We start from the raw sequence: 17921 nt of genomic DNA, 5'->3' as shown, positions 1-17921 counted from the left end.
TTAGCGGGGTGCTGCACTCTGGAGTCATGGCATCGCTCAACGTCGGCAATCTCGGTGACTACCTGCGCGAACAGCGGCGCAACGCGCAGCTGTCGCTGCGGCAGCTCGCCGACGCCGCCGGGGTGTCCAATCCGTATCTGAGCCAGATCGAGCGCGGGCTGCGCAAGCCGAGCGCGGAGGTGTTGCAGCAGGTCGCCAAGGCACTGCGGATCTCCGCCGAGACGCTGTACGTCCGGGCCGGCATCCTCGACGCCGAGCGGGACCGGGACGAGGTGGAGACGCGTGCCGTCATCCTCGCGGACCCGACGCTGAACGAGCGGCAGAAGCAGGTGCTGTTGCAGATCTACGAGTCCTTCCGCAAGGAGAACGGGTTCGGGACCGGTGACGGCTCCGCGGTCGTCGGCCTCGTGGTCACCGAGGACGGGGCGGACAGGGACGGAGACGGGCACGCCTCCGGCGGCGGCACCGGGATACGACGGACCCGCACGGCCGACGGCGGCCCGCCCGCCGAGCGCCGTACCCGCGACAGCGACGGGGGCGAAGGCAGTGACGGCGGTACGTCCGCGTCACCGTCGGCGACCCGCCGCACGCGCAAGGACGACGGTGGTACGCCACCGTCGCCCGCCCGTCGCGCTCGCAAGGACACCGGCGGTACGTCCGCCGCCCGCCGGGCCCGCAAGGCCACCGGCGGCAGTGACACCGACCCGCAGCAGACGGCCGGCTAGCCGGACCAGGGCACCGGCCGTACCGCTGCGGATCACACCACCCTCAGCCGAACTCTCAAGCGAAAAAGAATCCGGGAGGACCATCACCATGGCCATCACCGACGACCTGCGCAAGACCCTCAGCGACCCGACGCCGCTCTACTTCGCCGCAGGCACCGCCGACCTCGCCCTTCAGCAGGCCAAGAAGGTGCCGGCCCTGGTGGAGCAGCTGCGCTCCGAGGCCCCCGCGCGGATCGACGCCGTACGCAACACCGACCCGAAGGCCGTCCAGGAGAAGGCCTCCGCCCGGGCCAAGGAGGCCACCGCCCGCGTCAAGGAGACGCAGGAGACCCTCCAGAACAAGGTCACGGAGTTCATCGGCTCCATCGACATCGACATCAAGAAGCTCGGCAGCACGATCGACGCGGACCTGAAGAAGGTGGGCGAGACCGCCCAGGACTTCGCGCTGCGCAGCGTCGGCGTGGCCGCCGAATACGCAGTCAAGGCCCGCGAGACCTACGAGAAGGTCGCCGAGCACGGCGAGCAGGCCGTGCGCACCTGGCGCGGCGAGGCCGCCGAGGGCATCGAGGACGTCGCCGAGGGCGTCGAGGAGCTGGCCGTGGCCGTCGAGCCGAAGGCCCAGCCGGTCGAGGTCAAGGAGGAGCCGGCGAAGCCGGCCGCCGCCACGGCCTCCCCGGCGAAGAAGGCCCCCGCGGCGAAGAAGGCCCCGGCGCGCAAGACCACCACCGCCAAGAAGAGCAGCCCGCCGGCCAAGTAAGGCGGCGCGAGGCCGCAGAGCGAGCACACGGGCCGGGCACCCTGGGGGTGTCCGGCCCGTTGTACGGGTACGGTGACCGCGTAGGGACGAGCCGAGTCAGGTGGTGGACGTAGTGCTGATGCAGGGCTTCGCAGGGTTCATGTGGCTTCTGAGCATGGCCCTGATCATCTTCAGCGGCTTCGCGTTGTTCGACGCCGCCGTGCGGCGTGAGGACGCCTATCGCGCGGCCGACAAGAAGACCAAGCCGTTCTGGATGATCATCCTCGGGCTGGCCTTCGTGGTGAACCTGCTCTTCCCGATCCTGTCGTTCCTGCCGATCATCGGGCTCATCGCGACGATCGTGTACATGGTCGACGTGCGTCCCGCCATCCGGGCGCTCCCCGGCGGCGGCCGCAGCCGCCGCGGCTCCAGCAGCGACGGCCCGTACGGCCCCTGGAACGGCGGCCGGTAAGACCCCGGGCAGTACGGGAGCGGGCCGGGGCTACGGCACCCGGTCCAGCAGCAGTACGGCCACGTCGTCCGTCAGCTCGCCACCGTTGAGTTTGCGCACCTCGTTCACCGCCGCCCGCAGCAGTTCCTCGCCCCGCAGTCCCTCGGCGATCTGGCGGCGCACCATCTCCGTCATGCCCTCCTGGCCGAGCCGCTCCCGGCCCTGGCCGACATGGCCCTCGATCAGGCCGTCGGTGTAGAGCATCAGGCTCCACTCGGCGCCCAGCTCCACCTGCATGCGCGGCCAGCGGGCGCCCGGCAGCAGCCCGAGGGCCGGCCCGTTGTTGTCGTACGGCAGCAGGCGGGCCGGCCTGCCCGGGCTGGCCAGCAGCGGCGACGGGTGGCCCGCCAGGCACAGGCCGGCGCGGCGGCCGTCCGGCGCGATGTCCACCGTGCACAGCGTCGCGAAGATCTCGTCGTCGGCCCGCTCGTGCTCCAGCACCTGCTGGAGCGTGCCCAGCAGCTGGTCGCCGCACAGTCCCGCCAGCGTCAGCGCGCGCCACGCGATCCGCAGCTCGACGCCCAGGGCGGCCTCGTCCGGGCCGTGACCGCAGACGTCACCGATCATGGCGTGCACGGTGCCGTCGGGCGTGCGCACGACATCGTAGAAGTCGCCGCCGAGCAGGGCGCGTGAGCGGCCCGGGCGGTAGCGGGCGGCGAACCGCAGCGGGGAGCCGTCCAGCAGCGGGGTCGGCAGCAGACCGCGCTCCAGGCGGCGGTTCTCCTGGGCGCGCAGCCGGCCCTCGGCGAGCCGGCGCTCGGCCGACTCGGAGCGTTTGCGCTCCACGGCGTAGCGGATCGCCCTGCTCAGCAGCCGGCCGTCCAGCTCGTCGCGGAAGAGATAGTCCTGGGCGCCCACGCGCACCGCCTCCGCGCCGCGCTCGGCGTCGCCCGAGGCGGTCAGCGCCAGGACGGCATGCCGGGGCGCGAGCTCCAGCACGTGCTTGAGCACGGCGAGCTCGTCATCGGAGTCGCTGCGGCCCGGAGCCGGCAGCGCGAGGTCCAGCAGGATGCAGTGGACGTCGTCGGTCAGCAGCCGCCCGGCCTCGGTGAGGTTGCGGGCCGTGCGGACACGGATCGGCTTGCCCGCCTGGTCGAGCATGTCGGGCACGATCGGCGACCCGGCCGGATCGTCCTCGATCAGCAGCAGGGTCAGGTTCGTGTGGGCGGTGTTGTTCTCCACCTTGTCCGTGATGTTCCCGGCGGTGTCCGGCGTGCGCGGGGCGGCTGCCGAGGCGTCCGTGGCGGACTGCTCGGCGGGGCCGTCGCAGCGGGACTCGGCCTGCGCCTGACCACTCTCCACGGCCGGGATCGCTCTCTGCCGCGGTATGGGTACGGGCATCGTCTTGGGTTCCTTCCCTCCCCCCGAGGGCATGGCGGGGGCGAGGGACCTCGACCCACCGACCGGGACCATAGCGGGTGTCGGCGCCCCATTGGAATGGTGTGAGCCACGCCGCTGCGCCATCGGCCAGTGTCATATGCCGCGATATGCGCCCCAGTTGGACACCGCCGGGATGCTGCGGGGATGACGAACGTCACGTCAGCACGCGGTTTGGCGGTGGGTCCGGGGTGGGCTGGGTCACGTGATCCGGGCCGGGTGACCCATGGGGCGGTGTCTTCCCGCGCTCAGTCGGCGTCGGCGGCGGCGTCCGGGCGCACCACCCCGAGGATGGGCATCGACCCGGCTCCCGCGATGGTCACCGTCCGCCCGGGCCGCGGCGCGTGCACGATCGCCCCGTCGCCGACGTACATCGCGACATGGCTGGCGTCGTCGAAGTAGATGATGAGGTCGCCGGGCCGCATGTCCTGGATGTCGATGTGCCGCAGCCGCTTCCACTGCTCCTGCGAGGTGCGCGGAATGCCGCGGCCGGCGGATATCCAGGCCTGGGAGGTCAGCCCGGAGCAGTCGTAGGTCTTCGGGCCCTCGGCGCCCCACTGGTACGGCTTGCCGATCTGGGCCGTGGCGTACGCGACGGCCTTCTTGCCCTGCTCGGAGGCCTTTCCGCTGATCTCGTCGAGGATGCCGGAGTCGAGCCAGGCGGTCTGCGCCTTGCCGGCGGCCTCCTTCTCCAGCTCGGCGAGGCGCTCCTGCTCCTCCTTCTGGAGCGCGGACTCGAGCTTCTCCGCCTGCGCGATCTGCTTCTCGACCTTCTTCCGCGCGGCGGCCTTGGCCTTGCGGCCCGCCTCCAGCTTCTTCCACTGCGCCGATGCGTCCTGCGCGTACCGCTCCAAGTCCTCCTGGGTGCGGGTCAGTTCGCCGATCAGGCCCTTGGTCGCGTGCTGGCCCTGGCGCACCCGGCCCGCCCCGTCGAGGAACTCCTGCGGATCGTCGCTCAGCATCAGATGGGCCTCGGGCGGCAGTCCGCCGCCGCGGTACTGGGCGGCGGCCGAGGCGCCCGCGCGGTCCTTCAGCTTCGCCAGCTTCTCCTGGCCCTTGACGATCTTCTTGGCCAGCTTGACGATCTCGGCGGACTGCTTGTCGGCCTTCTCCTCGGCGGCGTTGTACTCGTCGGTGGCGCGGGCCGCGGCGCGGTAGAGCTTGTCGAGCTTCTCGCGTACGGCTTCCAGGTCCTTGCCGGGCGCGAGCGTGGGGCCGGCGCTCGCGGTGGGTGTGGGTGTGGGGCTGGGGGCCGCGAACGCCGTGCCCGGTGCCGCCAGTACCGTGAGCGCGCAGACCACCGTCACGGCCGTCGCGATCAGGCCACGCTTGCCCGGTCCCATACCCCAGCCCCCAAACTGATTAACCGTCAGTAACATCCGGTACGCCTGGGGATGCTGTCACGTCGGCGCGCGAAGCGACAGGGGTAGTACTTCCCTCGGTCCCCTCCCCGATATGCCCCCGGCATGACGATCTCCCCGCCTGTGTGACGAACGACTCAAAGAGATCGTTCCAAGGCGGGTTCAGCGCCTTGGTGCCAACGCCTCCCACCGAACCGTCACTTCGCCCTGCCGCCACCGCACCGGCCCGTCGGCCACGGGCCAGTCGGCTGTCAGGTCCCGTACCGCCCGGATCCAGCGCTGGCGGGCGCCGTAGGACGCGTAGGGCGCGGCGGCGGCCCAGGCGCGGTCGAAGTCGCGCAGGAAGGCGTGCACCGGCTCGCCCGGGACGTTGCGGTGGATGAGCGCCTTCGGCAGGCGTTCGGCCAAGTCCGAGGGGCGTTCCAGGGAGCCGAGCCGGGTCGCGAAGGTGACCGTGCGCGGTCCCTCCGGGCCGAGCGCGACCCAGACGTGCCGGCGTCCGATCTCGTCGCAGGTGCCCTCGACGAGCAGCCCGCCGCGCGCCCCGGTCGCCGGATCGGCAGGCGCGAGGCGCCCGCACAGCCGGTGCCAGACGGCGTCGACCTCGCCCTCCGCGTACTGCCGCAGCACGTTCGCCGCGCGGACCAACAGGGGCCGCTGCGGGATCGGGATCTCGAAACCGCCGTGCCGGAAGACGAGCCCCGCCCGCTCGTACGGCAGCGCCGCCGCGACCCGGGCCGGCTCGATCTCCACGCCCACCACGCGCGCGCGTGGCGCGACCGTCCGCAGGCGGTGCAGCAGCTCGACGGCCGTCCAGGGGGCGGCGCCGTACCCGAGGTCGACGGCCACGGGGTCGGCGGCACGGCGCAGCTCGGCGCCGTGCGTGGCCGCGATCCAGCGGTCCATACGGCGCAGACGGTTCGGGTTGGTCGTCCCGCGCGTCACCGTGCCCACGGGGCGTCGGGCGGCGGCGCGGGATGTCATGCGTACGAGGTTAAGCGGCTCCCGGGCGTGCACGGCCCCCGGTGTCCGACGGCTGCCTAGGCCCCGCCCTCGCCCCCGTACGTCCCGAACTCCGGAACCCCCGCCGACTCGAACACATGCACCGACAGACCGCCCGGCGTCGTCCGGTGGTCGGCCAGCCGCAGCCCGGCCGGTGCGCCGCCGTCCGGGAAGAGGCGGCGGCCCTGGCCGACCACGACCGGGGCGATCACGAGCCGCAGCGTGTCGATCAGCCCGGCGGCCAGCAGGGACTGGGCGAGCCGGGCGCTGCCGTGGATCTGGAGCTCCCGGCCGGGCTGCCGCTTCAGCTCCGCCACCTGGGCGGGGACGTCACCGGACAGGATCGTGGTCGGGTCCCAGGCGGCCGTGGTCAGGCTCTGGGAGGCGACGTACTTCGGCAGGCCGTTCATGATCCCGGCGAAGGGATGGTCGGTCATCGCCGGCCAGTCCCGGGCGAAGTTCTGGTACGTGCGCCGCCCGAACAACAACGCGTCCGCCTCGCCGAGCCAGCCGCCGGCCAGCCGCTCGAACTCCTCGTCCAGATGCGGCACGAACCAGCCGCCCCGCTCGAAGCCGTCGCTGGTGTCCTCGTCCGGGGCGCCCGGCCCCTGGGAGACACCGTCGAGCGACAGGAACTCCTGTACCACGAGCTTCATCGCGCACCCCGTCCGTTTTCTCGCTCACAGCCAACACTGAGGGAGACGCCGTGGGGCGCGGGAACTCATCGGTCCCGGCCCCGGCACCATGCCGATGATCTCTGCCCCGGGGGGACCGCACCGGTGACAGCGCGGTCCCCCGGACGGGGAGACCCGTCAGTCCTGCCGGACGAGGTCGGTGCCCGGCCCGCCGGAGAGCGTGTCCGCTCCGGGACCGCCGTACAGCTCGTCGTCGCCGCTGTTCCCCCAGATCCGGTCGGCGCCGCCGTTTCCGTGCAGGATGTCGTCGCCCCTGCCGCCGTGGATCTCGTCGTCGCCGGCCCCGCCGTGGACCGTGTCGTCACCGTCCTCGGCTCGCATGACCTGGTCGCCCGCGCCGCCGCGCAGGACGTCGTCGCCCGCGCCGCCGTCCACGATCTCGCCGTCGATGCCGGCGTGGAGTGTGTCGTCGCCGTCACCGCCGCCGGCATATCCCAGCGCGCCCACCCGGATGATGTCGTCGCCCGCCCCGCCCAGGGCGGAACTGCCGTCGACCCGGTCGCCGGTGGCGCCGGTCCACCGGTCGTTGCCGGTGCCCAGCGCGATCCTGTTGAAGTAGTAGACCTGGTCGGTGGCGTTGCGGAAGGAGGCGGTGTCGTCGCCGTCGGCGAGGTCCATCTCCATGGAGGTGACCGGGGACTGGCTCTCAGGGGCTTCGACCGTGCAGGAGATCCTGGTGGGGTCCGCGCTGTCGGGGTGGCGGCAGCCGTTCCCGGCGTCGATCGGGACGGCGTCGTCGATGACGTAGGTGAACTGGGAGCGGTCGCTGGTGAAGGACTGTGTGACGGCCACCTTGTTGGCCTGGCCGGGGGCGGCCGTGTAGGTGAGCTGCCAGCCGTACTCGTTCACCATGGCGGTCGCCGCCGGCTCCGCGGCGCCGGCGGGGCCGGCCAGGGCGATCGGAACGGCCAGGGCCATGCCGAGAACCGGCGTCAGAACGGATGAGGTGCGTAACAGCCGGCGGCTGACCAGGCGAGAGGACATTGCGTAACCTCCGTGCGGCAGTGGTGGATCCTTCCGCAGGCTGTGACCGGCCGGGCGAGCGCCGGGTTGTCCGCGCTACCGGCCTCGTCGTCCTTTCCACGGCCTTTTCATCGCGGAGACAGCGCGTGTGGTCTGCGATGTTCGATCGAGTTCAGCCACTCGTCACCATCGAACGGTTGAGCGAGGAGCGGTAATGATTCGGTAAAAGTCGCGAATCAGGAAATGGAACCCAACCCTCCGCTGTTGGAGAGCTGGAGGGCACGTGCGCCCTGCCATGGCATGCCCGGAGCGAGGAGGAACGCCACGTGAGCCAGTACATCGGCAGGCTCGGGCGGCGCTCCGCGTCCCCGTCCACGCGCCTCCGGCTGCACCGAAGGCCCCGCCGGGTGGCCATGCTCTCCGTGCACACCTCCCCGCTCCACCAGCCGGGCACCGGCGACGCCGGCGGTATGAACGTCTACATCGTGGAGCTCGCGCAGCGCCTCGCCGCGATCAACATCGAGGTCGAGATCTTCACGCGCGCGACCTCGGCCGCGCTGCCGCCGACCGTCGAGCTCGCCCCGGGCGTCCTCGTCCGGCATGTCGACGCCGGGCCCTACGAGGGCCTCAACAAGGAGGACCTCCCGGCCCAGCTGTGCGCCTTCACGCACGGCGTGATGCAGGCCTGGGCCGGCCACCGCCCCGGCTACTACGACCTGGTCCACTCCCACTACTGGCTCTCCGGCCACGTCGGCTGGCTCGCCGCCCAGCGCTGGGGCGTCCCCCTGGTGCACGCCATGCACACCATGGCCAAGGTCAAGAACGCCAACCTGGCCGACGGCGACACCCCCGAACCGGCCGCCCGCGTGATCGGCGAGACCCAGATCGTCGACGCCGCCGACCGCCTCATCGCCAACACCACCGAAGAGGCCGACGAACTCGTACGGCACTACGCGGCCGACCCCGACAAGGTCGCCGTGGTCCACCCGGGAGTGAACCTCAGCCGCTTCTCGCCCGCCGACGGCCGCGCCGCCGCCCGGGCCCGTCTCGGTCTGCCGAGGGACGCGCTGATCCCGCTCTTCGCCGGCCGCATCCAGCCCCTGAAGGCCCCCGACGTGCTGCTGCGCGCCGTCGCCGTCCTCCTCGACGAGCGCCCCGAGCTGCGCTCGCGCATCCTCGTCCCCGTCGTCGGCGGCCCCAGCGGCAGCGGCCTCGCCAAGCCCGAGGGCCTCCAGAAGCTGGCCGCACGCCTCGGCATCGCGGACGTCGTACGGTTCCACCCGCCGGTCGGCCAGGACCAGCTGGCGGACTGGTTCCGCGCCGCCTCCGTCCTGGTCATGCCCTCCTACAGCGAGTCGTTCGGCCTGGTCGCCATAGAGGCGCAGGCGGCGGGCACCCCCGTGCTGGCGGCCTCGGTCGGCGGTCTGCCGGTCGCCGTGCGCGACGGGCACACCGGCTTCCTGGTACGCGGCCACCATCCCGCCGACTACGCGCGCGTGCTGCGCGACTTCGCCGACGACCCGGAGCTGTCGCCCCGGCTGGGCGGGCAGGCCGCCCGCCACGCCCAGTCCTTCGGCTGGGACACCGCGGCCGCCACCACGGCGGACGTGTACACGGCCGCGATGCAGGCACACCGCCGTCGCGTACGCTCGCAGCATGGGTGAAACCGATCTGGAACAGCGTGCGGCACAGGTCGTCGAGGGAGTGCTGAAGGACGCCGACCTGGAGTGGGAGAGCCCCGAGCCCGGCACCTACGTGGCGCAGCTCCCCGGCACTCGCAAGCTCAAGACGACGGTCTCCCTGATCGTCGGCCGCCACTCCCTCTCGCTCAACGCCTTCGTCATCCGACACCCCGACGAGAACGAGCAGGGCGTCCACCGCTGGCTCCTGGAACGCAACCTCAAGCTCTACGGCGTGAGTTACGCCGTCGACCAGCACGGCGACGTCTACGTCACCGGCCGGCTCTCCCTGTCCGCCGTCACCGCCGACGAGATCGACCGCCTGCTCGGGCAGGTCCTTCAGGCCTCGGACGGCAGCTTCAACACCCTGCTGGAGCTGGGTTTCGCCTCGGCGATCCGCAAGGAGTACGAGTGGCGGGTGTCCCGCGGGGAGCCGACGCGCAACCTGGACGCGTTCGCCCACCTCACGCAACGCCCCGGCAGCTAGACAGTCCGGTTCGACAAGCGCGGCCTTTCCCGTCGGCATGGCACCCGACTGCCTGTCTACTTGATCAGGGCGTTCGCGACGATGATCACCAGGCCGATCAGCATGTCCAGGCCCCCTGCCAGGCATGAGGACGGCCATCCGTGCCCGGCAGTGCGAGCGGTCCAGGCGCCCCAGCCGAACAAGGCGACCGTGTTGAACAGCAGGGCCACGTCCACAGCCGTGGCCTCCGCCCACCACCCGGCTGCCGCGGCGAGCAGGAGCGCCACGGTGGGAAGCGAGGCGGCGACCAGTGGCCACTCGGCGAGCGCCGACCGCAGTCTGCTCGTGGTGGCAGCTCCGTCGTCGGACGCACGCTGGGCGATGACGTGCGCGTACCCATGGGCGGCGCCAGACGCCAGTGCGGTGAACAGGACCCACAGCGCGTCCGGACCGGGCTCCGCCTTCTCGCCCGTCGCGTCCAAGGCGGCCACCAGTGCGCTGGCCAGCACCAGTCCGTAGACGCCGCTGAACAGCGACTGCTCCGGCGGCCGATGGCGCGTGATCCACCTTCGGGCGACGCTTTCGGAGCGGACCTGGTCGGCGCGGTCGGACATCGCATCGCCTCGGTGCGGGAGGAGGGCAGGGTCCGCACATGCTCACCCGCGTCGCGCCGGGGAACACGACGCCACGCGCTACTCGCAGGGTTGTTGTGCCCCAAAGAGGGTCGGGAACCCCGCGATCGACACGGAGATCTCACGGCGTCTTGGGGCCCGAGCAGGACCAGGGCGGCACACCGTGGTAGCCCGGAAAGCCATGGTTAGAACGCTTGCCCGCAAACGTCTTCCTTGTAGTGAAGATTCCGTGTTGCCCCTTCCTGGCGGCTTTCGCCCGAGCAGGATGGAGCCCTGCTGCCCGGCCGGTCACCGGCTGGTTCCGGGCGGCCTCCACCTCTTCGTACGCAAGGACACCGCGTTGACCAGAATCTCGCCTCGGACTGCATACGCCCGTCGCCTCGCTGCCGTGTCAGCCACGGGCCTCCTCCTGGCCGGCTCAGCACTCGCCGCCGAAGCCACTGCGGCTCCCGCGGCCGACACTTCCCGAGGCAGCGCCACGGCAGTGGCGTTCCGCGCAGCGCTGGACGTCTCCCGGGCCGGGTCGGCCGGAACGACGCCTCTGCGCGCCACGCTCAATGAGGTTCAAGCTCCGGCGACCGCGGAGAAGAAGACCCTCGACGTCATCCTCGACCGAGTCAACCACGACCGCCCGGTCCGTCTGCTTCAGGCCGACGCCGTCACGGCGAAAGCCGATGTCGCCGACGGCCGGGCCGAAGGGACGTCCCATCTCGTACGGGCGCGTGTCCATGTCCCCGGGCTGCCTGCGCTGTCCCTGGTGGAAGTAGAGCAGGTCACCGCCACGGCAACGTGTGCCGCTGGCCGGAAACCGGCCGCCGAGTCCCAGGTACTGGGCCCCGTCACCGCTCTTGGCAAGCGGGTGCCGCTGGCAGCCGGCGGCACCGCCACCGTCGAGGCCCCAGGCGTCGGCACGGTCCGGCTCTCCCTGTCCCAGAGGGAGACGACCAGTGACACGGCCGCCGCCACGTCACTCCGCTTGCACGTGTCCGTGGACCCCCTGCGGCTGGGCGTGGAAAAGGTGGAAGGCACCGTGACCCTGGCGCAGGCCACCTGCCGGTCTCCGCAGCAGGCCTCCGAGAGCCCGGCACCGTCCGCCACGCCGTCGGTCACCCCGGCAACGTCCGGCCGGTCGGCACCCGTCGTGCAGTCGGTCGCGCCTTCCCAGGAGGCCGGGCTGGCGGAGACCGGTGGCAGCCCCATGACGCCGTACCTGCTGGCAGGCGGGGCGGTGCTGGTCACTGTGGGCGGAGCAGCCGCAGCACTCGCCGGCAGGAAAAGCCGCAGGAACACCTGATCCGGCGCGCTCGGCGCCGGCAGGGTGGTCGGCAGCCCTGACCGCTGTCGGTGCGGTTGGGCTGCTGACCGTTGCGACACCGACGGTGACCGGTGTTCTGCCTGTGGCGCCGGCACCGCCGCTCAGCAGCGGACGGCGGAGGCGGATCGGGCTGCGGGCCTCGACGAGGAACTGACGCGCCGGCAGCAGGGGTCACACCACGACCAAGGATCGACTACTGGCGCGGCACCCCGGGCCCTCTCCGTCGGTAACGCCCCGGCGGCACGCCCACCAGCTTGCGGAAGTGCCGGGTGAGGTGGGACTGGTCGTAGAAGCCGGTCTCGGCCGCGACCTCTCCCGGTGAGCGCCCTTCGAGCAGCAGCCGCCGGGCGCGGTCCACGCGCAGGGACGTCAGGTACTGGTGCGGGGCGATGCCGTAGGCAGCGCTGAACGCCCGTACGAGATGGGCGGGATGGGCCCCGACGAGCCCGGCCGCCTCCCGCAGCCCGACGCCCTCCACGACCCGCTCGTCCAGCAACTCCCGCAGCCGCCGCGCGAGCACGGGATCCGCCGGACGGGGCGTGCCGCTGTCGCCCCGCAGATGCCCGCGCAGCCGCTCCCCGACGAACAGCAGCCTGCTCTCGGCCTCCAGTTCCTCACCGGGCCGCAGCAGCGCGCCGTGCACCTGCCCCACGCGCTTGCGCAGCAGCGGATCGCGCAGGTCCGGTCGGTCGACGGCGGCACCGATCAACTCGTCCCCGAGATACGTCCGGTCGAGATACAGCACCCGCTTGCGGAAGCCCTCCGGGGTGACGGGGGAGCCGTTGTGCGGCACGTGCGGCGGCAGCAGCGACACGGTGTCGTGCGGGGTGCCGTGCTCGTGCCGGTCGAGGTCGTACCGCACGGCGCCGGTGTCGACGATCAGCAGCGTCCAGGCGTCGTGGACGTGCATCGGGTACGCGTACTCGGTGAAGCGGGCGTGGAAGACCTCGACGACGCCGGGCACGGCGGGCCGCCAGGCGGAGACGATCCGGGCGGGCTGGGAAGCCATGCAAAAAACGTACAAGACCCCGGCTATGGCCGCCGGGCACGCTCGCATCATGAACACGCACACCGAACCGGCTCCTGAGCCGATCCGCTTCGACACGAAGATCGCCGTGCTGCTGCGCGCCGACCTGGAGCCCTGGCAGCGTCTCAACGTCACGTCGTTCCTGGTCAGCGGCTTGGGTACGCAGGTCCCCGAGGTGATCGGCGAGCCGTACGAGGACGCCGACGGCGTGCCCTACCTGCCGATGTTCCGCCAGCCCGTCCTGGTCTTCGAGGCGACGAAGGAGACCCTGACCACGGCCCACACCCGCGCCCTGTCCCGCTCCCTGCCCCGTGCGATCTTCACCTCGGACCTGTTCGCCACGGGCAACGACCGCGACAACCGCGCGGCCGTACGGTCGGTGCCGACGGCGGACCTGGATCTGGTCGGCCTCGCGGTCCACGGGCCGAAGAACGCGGTGGACAAGGTGGTGAAGGGGGCGCGGATGCACCCGTGAGGCGGGGCGTGGACGCGCCCGGCGACCAAAGTCGCGGACGCGTAGACCAACGGCTGACGACAGGGCATGCCCCGCCCGCCGAGACTCGCCTCATGGAGGACGCGAGGAACGTTCCGATGGGGAAGAAGCGGGTGCCGCAGGCGGGCGCGGGCAAGGACACGGAACTGGCCGAGTCGGCCTGGGTGATCATTCTCTTCTGCGTGGCCTGCGGCGCCGGCGTCGGCGCCGTGCTCCCCCTCCTCGCCCGCCTGCTGCTGAAGCTGCCGTGGGCACCGCTGGAGGGCCCGGCCGAACTGCTGACCTCGATCCCGGAGCCCGCCCTCACCCTCGGCACGGTCGCGGTGGGCGCACTCGGCGGCCTGCTGCTGGGCCTCGCCGCCGCGCACGAGTCGCTGTCGGTCCGCGTCTGCGACACCCACCTCGCCCTGACCATCAGGGACAGCACGCGGGAGTTCACCCGCGAGGAGATCGCGGTGCTGTGCAGGGACGGCAAGCAGCTCGTGGTGCTGGCCCCGGACGGCATGGAACTGGCCCGGGAGCACTGCGGCCTGCCCTGGCCACGCCTGGCCGCCACCCTCGCCGAGCACGGCTACCGCTGGGCGGAGGAGGACCCGTACCGCGCGGAGTTCCGCCGCTGGGTCCCCGGCACCCCGGGTCTCCCCGAGGGCGCGGACGCCCTGCTGCGGGCCCGCGCCCAGGCCCTCAAGAGCGACGACGACGCCGAGGACGCCCGAGAGCTGCGCCGCGAGCTGCTGCGGCTGGGCGTGGTCGTACGGGACGAGGAGAAGCGGCAGTACTGGCGGATCGTCAGCGCGTGACCTCGAACGTGGCGGCCTGGGGCACGAACGTCGTGTCGCCGTCCTCGGCCGTCGCCAGCGCCGAGACGTACCAGGTGCCGGTGGTCAGCTCGGACGCCTCCTTCTTGGTGGCCCGCACCGTGTACGTGCAGCGGGACGTCTCGGCGCCGGTGCTCCGGCACGTGGCGCTCTCCGCCGACCGCAACTCCGCCTCGGTCGGGTCGAGCTTCGAACCGGCGGGCCAGGCAAGGACCTTGAGGCTCCGGACGCCCGAGTCGTCGCTCACGTCCGTCGTGAAGGTGAGCGTGCCGGTACGGGCGTAGCGGGCCGAAGTGTCCGACAGGGACGGGTCGGTGGAGGCGGACGCGGCTGCCACGGCGAGGCCGCCGGCGGTGATTCCGCCGATGGCGACGATGCCGACGAGCGAGGCGACGAGAGTGCGCTTGGACATGGGAGATCCTCAATGATCGGTCGGGGAACGGGACGTGTCCCTGTGCGGGACGTCGATGTGATCGAGCCTATGGACGGCACGTCGCCCGGTCCTCACGCTGCGGAACGGTCGTCCCCGCGACGTCTGTAACCCAGGTAAGAGACCGAAATCCGCCTCCAGCCGGAGAGGCGCCCCTGGCCTGCGGCCCTAGCCTGGTCAGGTCATGAATCGAACCGACGATCGACTCCTCCCGGTCGCACTGACCTGCGCCCAGGCCGCGGTATGGCCCGGCGCGGCGCTGCTGCGCGGTACCGTGCCGCCCGCCTCCGACCTGCTCGTGGCGGTCCTGGTCGGCGGACTGACGACGGCCGTGCTCGCCCTGCGCCGTACCCGGCCGGTGACGGCCCTCGTCGTGAGCGCCGCCGCCCTCGCACTGGGCGCCGGTCCGCTGCCCACGGGCGCGGTCGCGGTACTCGGCACGGCAGGTGTCGCACTGGCCCTGTTCAGCGTGGCGACCGAGCGCGACACGTACACCGCCGTCCTGTCCGTCGTCACGCTCGCCGCCTGGCAGTCGCTGCACGGCCTCACCCTGCACGGCCTGAGCGCCCCGGACGGCCTGGACCTGGTCCTGACCGCGCTGCTCTACGCCGCCGCGTGCGGCTCCGGCCTGCTCGTACGGCGTACCCGTCGCGTCCGGCGGACCGCCGAGCACCTGCTGAAGCGGGCCGAGGCCGAGCGCAACCGCCTCCCGGAGGCCGAGCGGCGCCGTATGGAACGGGAACTGCACGACGTGAGCGCCCATCACCTGACCGCCGTGGTCGTCACGGCCGGGGCGGCCCTCGGCCTGCGCGACCGGCGCCCCGAGCTGGCCGCTGAGGCCCTGGAGTTCGCGACCGAGACGGGCCGCGAGGTCACCCAGGCGCTCGGAGCGGTCCGTGCACCGGCACCCTCACAGGAGGAACTGCCGTCCCCCAACGAACGGTTGCTGGCTCTCGTGGCCGGGTTCCGCCGCCTCGGCCAGCAGGTCGACTGCGAGATCGACCCGCTCCCGGACGGCACCGTCGCGGACGCCGCGTACGGCATCGTCCGCGAGGCCCTGACCAACGTCACTCGGCATGCCCCCGGCGCGCACACGACGGTGCTGTGCCGGTACGGCGACACGCGCACGGAGGTGGCGGTCAGGAGCGCGGCGCCCCCGGCCGGTTCACCGGCCCACGGCACAGGACTCGGCTCGGGGCGGGGCCAGGGTTTCCTGCGGTCCCGGGCGAGGGAGGCGGGCGGCACGCTGACGAGCGGCCCGACGGCGGACGGGGGCTGGGAGGTCAGGGCGGTCCTGCCCGGCCGCAACGCCGGGTCGGCCGAGCGAACCGTACCCCGGACCTACCGCCTGGCCCAGCTGACGGCCGCTGCCGGTCTGGCCGGGCAGCCGCTGCTCCCGGTGCTGGTGATCCGGTCCTCGGAAACCACGCCTGGATCCCAGGTGTCCGCCGGAGTCCTCTTCGCACTGCTGGCCGCCGCCCAGGCGGTGGCACTGCTGTGGCTGGCACGGGCACCCGGGGCGGCCTACGGGGTCCTGCTCGGGCTGGCGTTGCTGTGGCCGCCCGCGATGGAGGCGGGCGGATACACCGGACCGGTGCTCGTTCCGCCGCTGCTGAGTGTGATCGCGACGTGTACGGCACTCGTGGTGAGGGCGGCGCGAGGGGTCGCCGACCCGTCGCCCGGCCGCTTCCCGAGCGTGCTGGTGGCAGTGCCGGTGCACGCGGTCGCCGCGACGGCCGCCGTCCTGGACCGCGGTACGACGCTCCCCGTCTGGGCGGTCGGAGCCGGCGCGGCAGCCGGATCGGCGCTGGCCACCGGCACGGCCCACTGGTACGGAACGCTGCGCGGCCGGCACGACGCGGCCGGCCGCAGCACACGGGACGAACGCCTGGCCACCTGGACCGAAGAGGCCGTCCGGGAAGCATGGGCCGAACGCCGCCGCATCGCCACCGGCCTGGAGACCACCGTCCTGGCCCGCACCGCCGACATGATCGCGCAGGCGGAGGCGGGGCACCTCGACGCGACGGCGGACCGCGCCCGCGAGGCCCTGGCAGCGATGCGAGCCCTGCTCGACACGGTGCGGGACGGCGATCCGGCCCCCGACCTGCGACCGCAGCCCACCCTCCAGGCCCTCGACCTGCTGGCCCACCAGTGCCGGGCGACGGGCAGGGACGTGGAGATACGCCTGACGGACCGCGTGCCCGAGCGACTGCCGACGGCGGTGGACCTGGCCGCCTACCACGCGGCCGAGACGCTGCTGGCGGCAGGCGGTACGCGGCCGGCCCGGCTCGAACTCGACGCGGACGGCGATACGTTGACGCTCACGGCCACCGGGGTGACCGCCGCGGCCGAGCCGGACGTCCGCCGGCGCCTGGAAACGCGGATCAAGGCACTCGACGGCACGCTCACCACCGGCCCGGGAGGCGGCACGGTCCGCATCGGCCTGCCCCTGTCCGCAGAAGAGGAGACCGAGCGATGAGCCTCAAGGTGCTGGTCGTCGACGACCAGGGCATCGTACGGGCCGGTTTCGCGGCGGTGATCGACGCCGAGGACGACATGACGGTCGTAGGCGAAGCCGCCGACGGCGTGGCAGCGGTACGCCTCGCCGAAGAGGTCTCGCCCGACGTCGTCCTCATGGACGTACGCATGCCCGAACTGGACGGCATCGCCGCCACCCGCATCATCACGGCCCGGGAGCACGCCCCCCGGGTCCTGGTCCTGACCACCTTCGACCTCGACGCCTACGTCTTCGACGCCCTGCGCGCCGGTGCCTCCGGCTTCCTCCTCAAGGACGTGCACGCCTCCGAACTCCTCCAGGGCATCAGGGTGGTGGCCACGGGCGAGTCGGTCCTGGCCCCGTCGGCGACCCGGCGCCTGATCTCCCACTACGCATCCGGCCCTGGCCCCCGCAACGCGGGCGGCCCCCACGAACTGAGCACCCTGACCACAAGCCAGCGGAACGTCCTGGGCCTGGTCGCCGCGGGCCTCAACAACGCGGAGATCGCGGACACGTTGGGTATCACCGTAGGCACGGTGAAGTCCCACGTGAACGCGATCCTGCGCAAACTCGGCCTACGAGACCGGGTCCAGGCCACGATCCTCGCGTACGACCTGGGCCTGGCCCACCCGAACAAACCGGGCACGCACCTCTGACCACTCCGCTGATCCCTACGCCATCCCGATGACCTCCCGACCGAGGAGTCCCACCGTGACCGCAGCACCTCCCGGCCGCCCGCTCTCCCGCAAGGCGGCCCACGCCCTGCGCCACCCCGCCGCTCTCGTCTACCTCGCCGTCTGCGCGATCCTGCTGGCATGGGCACTGGTGGTGACGCTGGCCGACAGTTCTGACGAGTCGATGGCGGCGGTGATCCCGCTCCTGGCGACGGCCCCCGTGAGCCTGGCCCTGCTGGTGCTCCCGGACCACGGCTCGATGCTCGTCGCCGCCGTCGTGCTCGGGGCGCTGGCGAACGCCCTGATCATCGGCGCGTGCGCACGGGCGCTGCGCGGGGGCGACAGCGTGAACTAGGGCCTGTCGTTTGGATCACGCCGCAGACGCGGGGTCTGGCACGCGCATCTGCGGCGTTGTCGTCGGTTGTCGATGCTCCGCATCGACGCCCTCCTCCGCCTTGCATCTGCACGCACCAGACCCCGCTCACCGGCGCTGATCAGCACTGTCGGTTCCCTGCGACCT

Annotated in this window: 19 protein-coding genes; 11 read left to right on the top strand and 8 right to left on the bottom strand. The window is 72.3% G+C overall.

Annotated features, from left to right (window positions below; genetic code table 11):
- Positions 1-26: 26 nt before the first annotated feature.
- From ABZ192_RS30910 to ABZ192_RS30900, 3 genes are all read left to right on the top strand, one after another.
- Positions 27-725, top strand: coding sequence for a helix-turn-helix transcriptional regulator (locus ABZ192_RS30910; RefSeq protein WP_356927773.1), 699 nt, complete (start codon positions 27-29; stop codon positions 723-725).
- 88 nt (positions 726-813) lie between these two features.
- On the top strand, positions 814-1482 hold the full coding sequence (locus ABZ192_RS30905; protein ID WP_356927772.1) for a hypothetical protein: 669 nt from the start codon (positions 814-816) through the stop codon (positions 1480-1482).
- 118 nt (positions 1483-1600) lie between these two features.
- Complete coding sequence (locus ABZ192_RS30900) at positions 1601-1933, top strand: DUF2516 family protein (protein ID WP_356927857.1); 333 nt, start codon at positions 1601-1603, stop codon at positions 1931-1933.
- A 30-nt stretch (positions 1934-1963) separates the two neighbouring features.
- Here ABZ192_RS30900 and ABZ192_RS30895 read toward each other — a convergent pair whose 3' ends face one another.
- The 5 genes from ABZ192_RS30895 to ABZ192_RS30875 all read right to left on the bottom strand — a co-directional run bounded on the left by ABZ192_RS30895 (position 1964) and on the right by ABZ192_RS30875 (position 7325).
- On the bottom strand, positions 1964-3313 hold the full coding sequence (locus tag ABZ192_RS30895) for a SpoIIE family protein phosphatase (RefSeq protein WP_356927771.1): 1350 nt from the start codon (positions 3311-3313) through the stop codon (positions 1964-1966).
- Between the two features lie 284 nt (positions 3314-3597).
- Positions 3598-4692 (bottom strand): NlpC/P60 family protein, encoded by a 1095-nt coding sequence (locus tag ABZ192_RS30890; protein ID WP_356927770.1) that lies wholly within the window; start codon positions 4690-4692, stop codon positions 3598-3600.
- 180 nt (positions 4693-4872) lie between these two features.
- The gene (locus ABZ192_RS30885; protein WP_356927769.1) at positions 4873-5694 is read right to left on the bottom strand and encodes a class I SAM-dependent methyltransferase; all 822 of its coding nucleotides are present in this window, start codon (positions 5692-5694) and stop codon (positions 4873-4875) included.
- Positions 5695-5750: 56 nt separating this feature from the next.
- A complete protein-coding gene (locus tag ABZ192_RS30880) occupies positions 5751-6368 on the bottom strand; it encodes a dihydrofolate reductase family protein (RefSeq protein ID WP_356927768.1) in 618 nt (205 codons plus the stop codon).
- 156 nt (positions 6369-6524) lie between these two features.
- Entirely contained in the window at positions 6525-7325 is an 801-nt protein-coding gene (locus tag ABZ192_RS30875; protein WP_356927767.1) for a calcium-binding protein, read from the bottom strand.
- 371 nt (positions 7326-7696) lie between these two features.
- Here ABZ192_RS30875 and mshA point away from each other — a divergent pair, with 371 nt between their 5' ends.
- On the top strand, positions 7697-9034 hold the full coding sequence (mshA, locus tag ABZ192_RS30870) for a D-inositol-3-phosphate glycosyltransferase (protein ID WP_356927766.1): 1338 nt from the start codon (positions 7697-7699) through the stop codon (positions 9032-9034).
- A complete protein-coding gene (locus tag ABZ192_RS30865) occupies positions 9027-9536 on the top strand; it encodes a YbjN domain-containing protein (protein ID WP_356927765.1) in 510 nt (169 codons plus the stop codon). The genes mshA and ABZ192_RS30865 overlap by 8 nt, the downstream gene beginning before the upstream one ends.
- Before the next feature lie 56 nt (positions 9537-9592).
- Here ABZ192_RS30865 and ABZ192_RS30860 read toward each other — a convergent pair whose 3' ends face one another.
- Positions 9593-10129, bottom strand: coding sequence for a hypothetical protein (locus ABZ192_RS30860; RefSeq protein WP_356927764.1), 537 nt, complete (start codon positions 10127-10129; stop codon positions 9593-9595).
- Between the two features lie 406 nt (positions 10130-10535).
- Here ABZ192_RS30860 and ABZ192_RS30855 point away from each other — a divergent pair, with 406 nt between their 5' ends.
- On the top strand, positions 10536-11441 hold the full coding sequence (locus tag ABZ192_RS30855; protein ID WP_356927763.1) for an SCO1860 family LAETG-anchored protein: 906 nt from the start codon (positions 10536-10538) through the stop codon (positions 11439-11441).
- Between the two features lie 214 nt (positions 11442-11655).
- Here ABZ192_RS30855 and ABZ192_RS30850 read toward each other — a convergent pair whose 3' ends face one another.
- Positions 11656-12471, bottom strand: a complete 816-nt coding sequence (locus tag ABZ192_RS30850; protein WP_356927762.1) for an AraC family transcriptional regulator — start codon at positions 12469-12471, stop codon at positions 11656-11658.
- A 49-nt stretch (positions 12472-12520) separates the two neighbouring features.
- On the opposite strand from ABZ192_RS30850, the gene ABZ192_RS30845 reads away from it, so the two are divergent.
- On the top strand, positions 12521-12964 hold the full coding sequence (locus ABZ192_RS30845; protein WP_356927761.1) for a DUF2000 domain-containing protein: 444 nt from the start codon (positions 12521-12523) through the stop codon (positions 12962-12964).
- A 116-nt stretch (positions 12965-13080) separates the two neighbouring features.
- A complete protein-coding gene (locus ABZ192_RS30840) occupies positions 13081-13782 on the top strand; it encodes a hypothetical protein (protein WP_356927760.1) in 702 nt (233 codons plus the stop codon).
- Here ABZ192_RS30840 and ABZ192_RS30835 read toward each other — a convergent pair.
- Positions 13772-14212, bottom strand: a complete 441-nt coding sequence (locus tag ABZ192_RS30835; protein ID WP_356927759.1) for a DUF5707 domain-containing protein — start codon at positions 14210-14212, stop codon at positions 13772-13774. The genes ABZ192_RS30840 and ABZ192_RS30835 overlap by 11 nt on opposite strands.
- 202 nt (positions 14213-14414) lie before the next feature.
- Here ABZ192_RS30835 and ABZ192_RS30830 point away from each other — a divergent pair, with 202 nt between their 5' ends.
- From ABZ192_RS30830 to ABZ192_RS30820, 3 genes are all read left to right on the top strand, one after another.
- Positions 14415-16709 (top strand): histidine kinase, encoded by a 2295-nt coding sequence (locus ABZ192_RS30830; RefSeq protein ID WP_356927758.1) that lies wholly within the window; start codon positions 14415-14417, stop codon positions 16707-16709.
- A complete protein-coding gene (locus ABZ192_RS30825; RefSeq protein WP_356927757.1) occupies positions 16706-17383 on the top strand; it encodes a response regulator transcription factor in 678 nt (225 codons plus the stop codon). The genes ABZ192_RS30830 and ABZ192_RS30825 overlap by 4 nt, the downstream gene beginning before the upstream one ends.
- A 106-nt stretch (positions 17384-17489) precedes the next feature.
- The gene (locus ABZ192_RS30820; RefSeq protein WP_356927856.1) at positions 17490-17756 is read left to right on the top strand and encodes a hypothetical protein; all 267 of its coding nucleotides are present in this window, start codon (positions 17490-17492) and stop codon (positions 17754-17756) included.
- Positions 17757-17921: the final 165 nt, after the last annotated feature.

The organism is Streptomyces sp. NPDC006235, from assembly GCF_040613735.1.
Lineage (GTDB): Bacteria > Actinomycetota > Actinomycetes > Streptomycetales > Streptomycetaceae > Streptomyces.
Note: the sequence above shows the minus strand (reverse complement) of the source record. Positions and strands in the feature narration are given on the sequence as shown.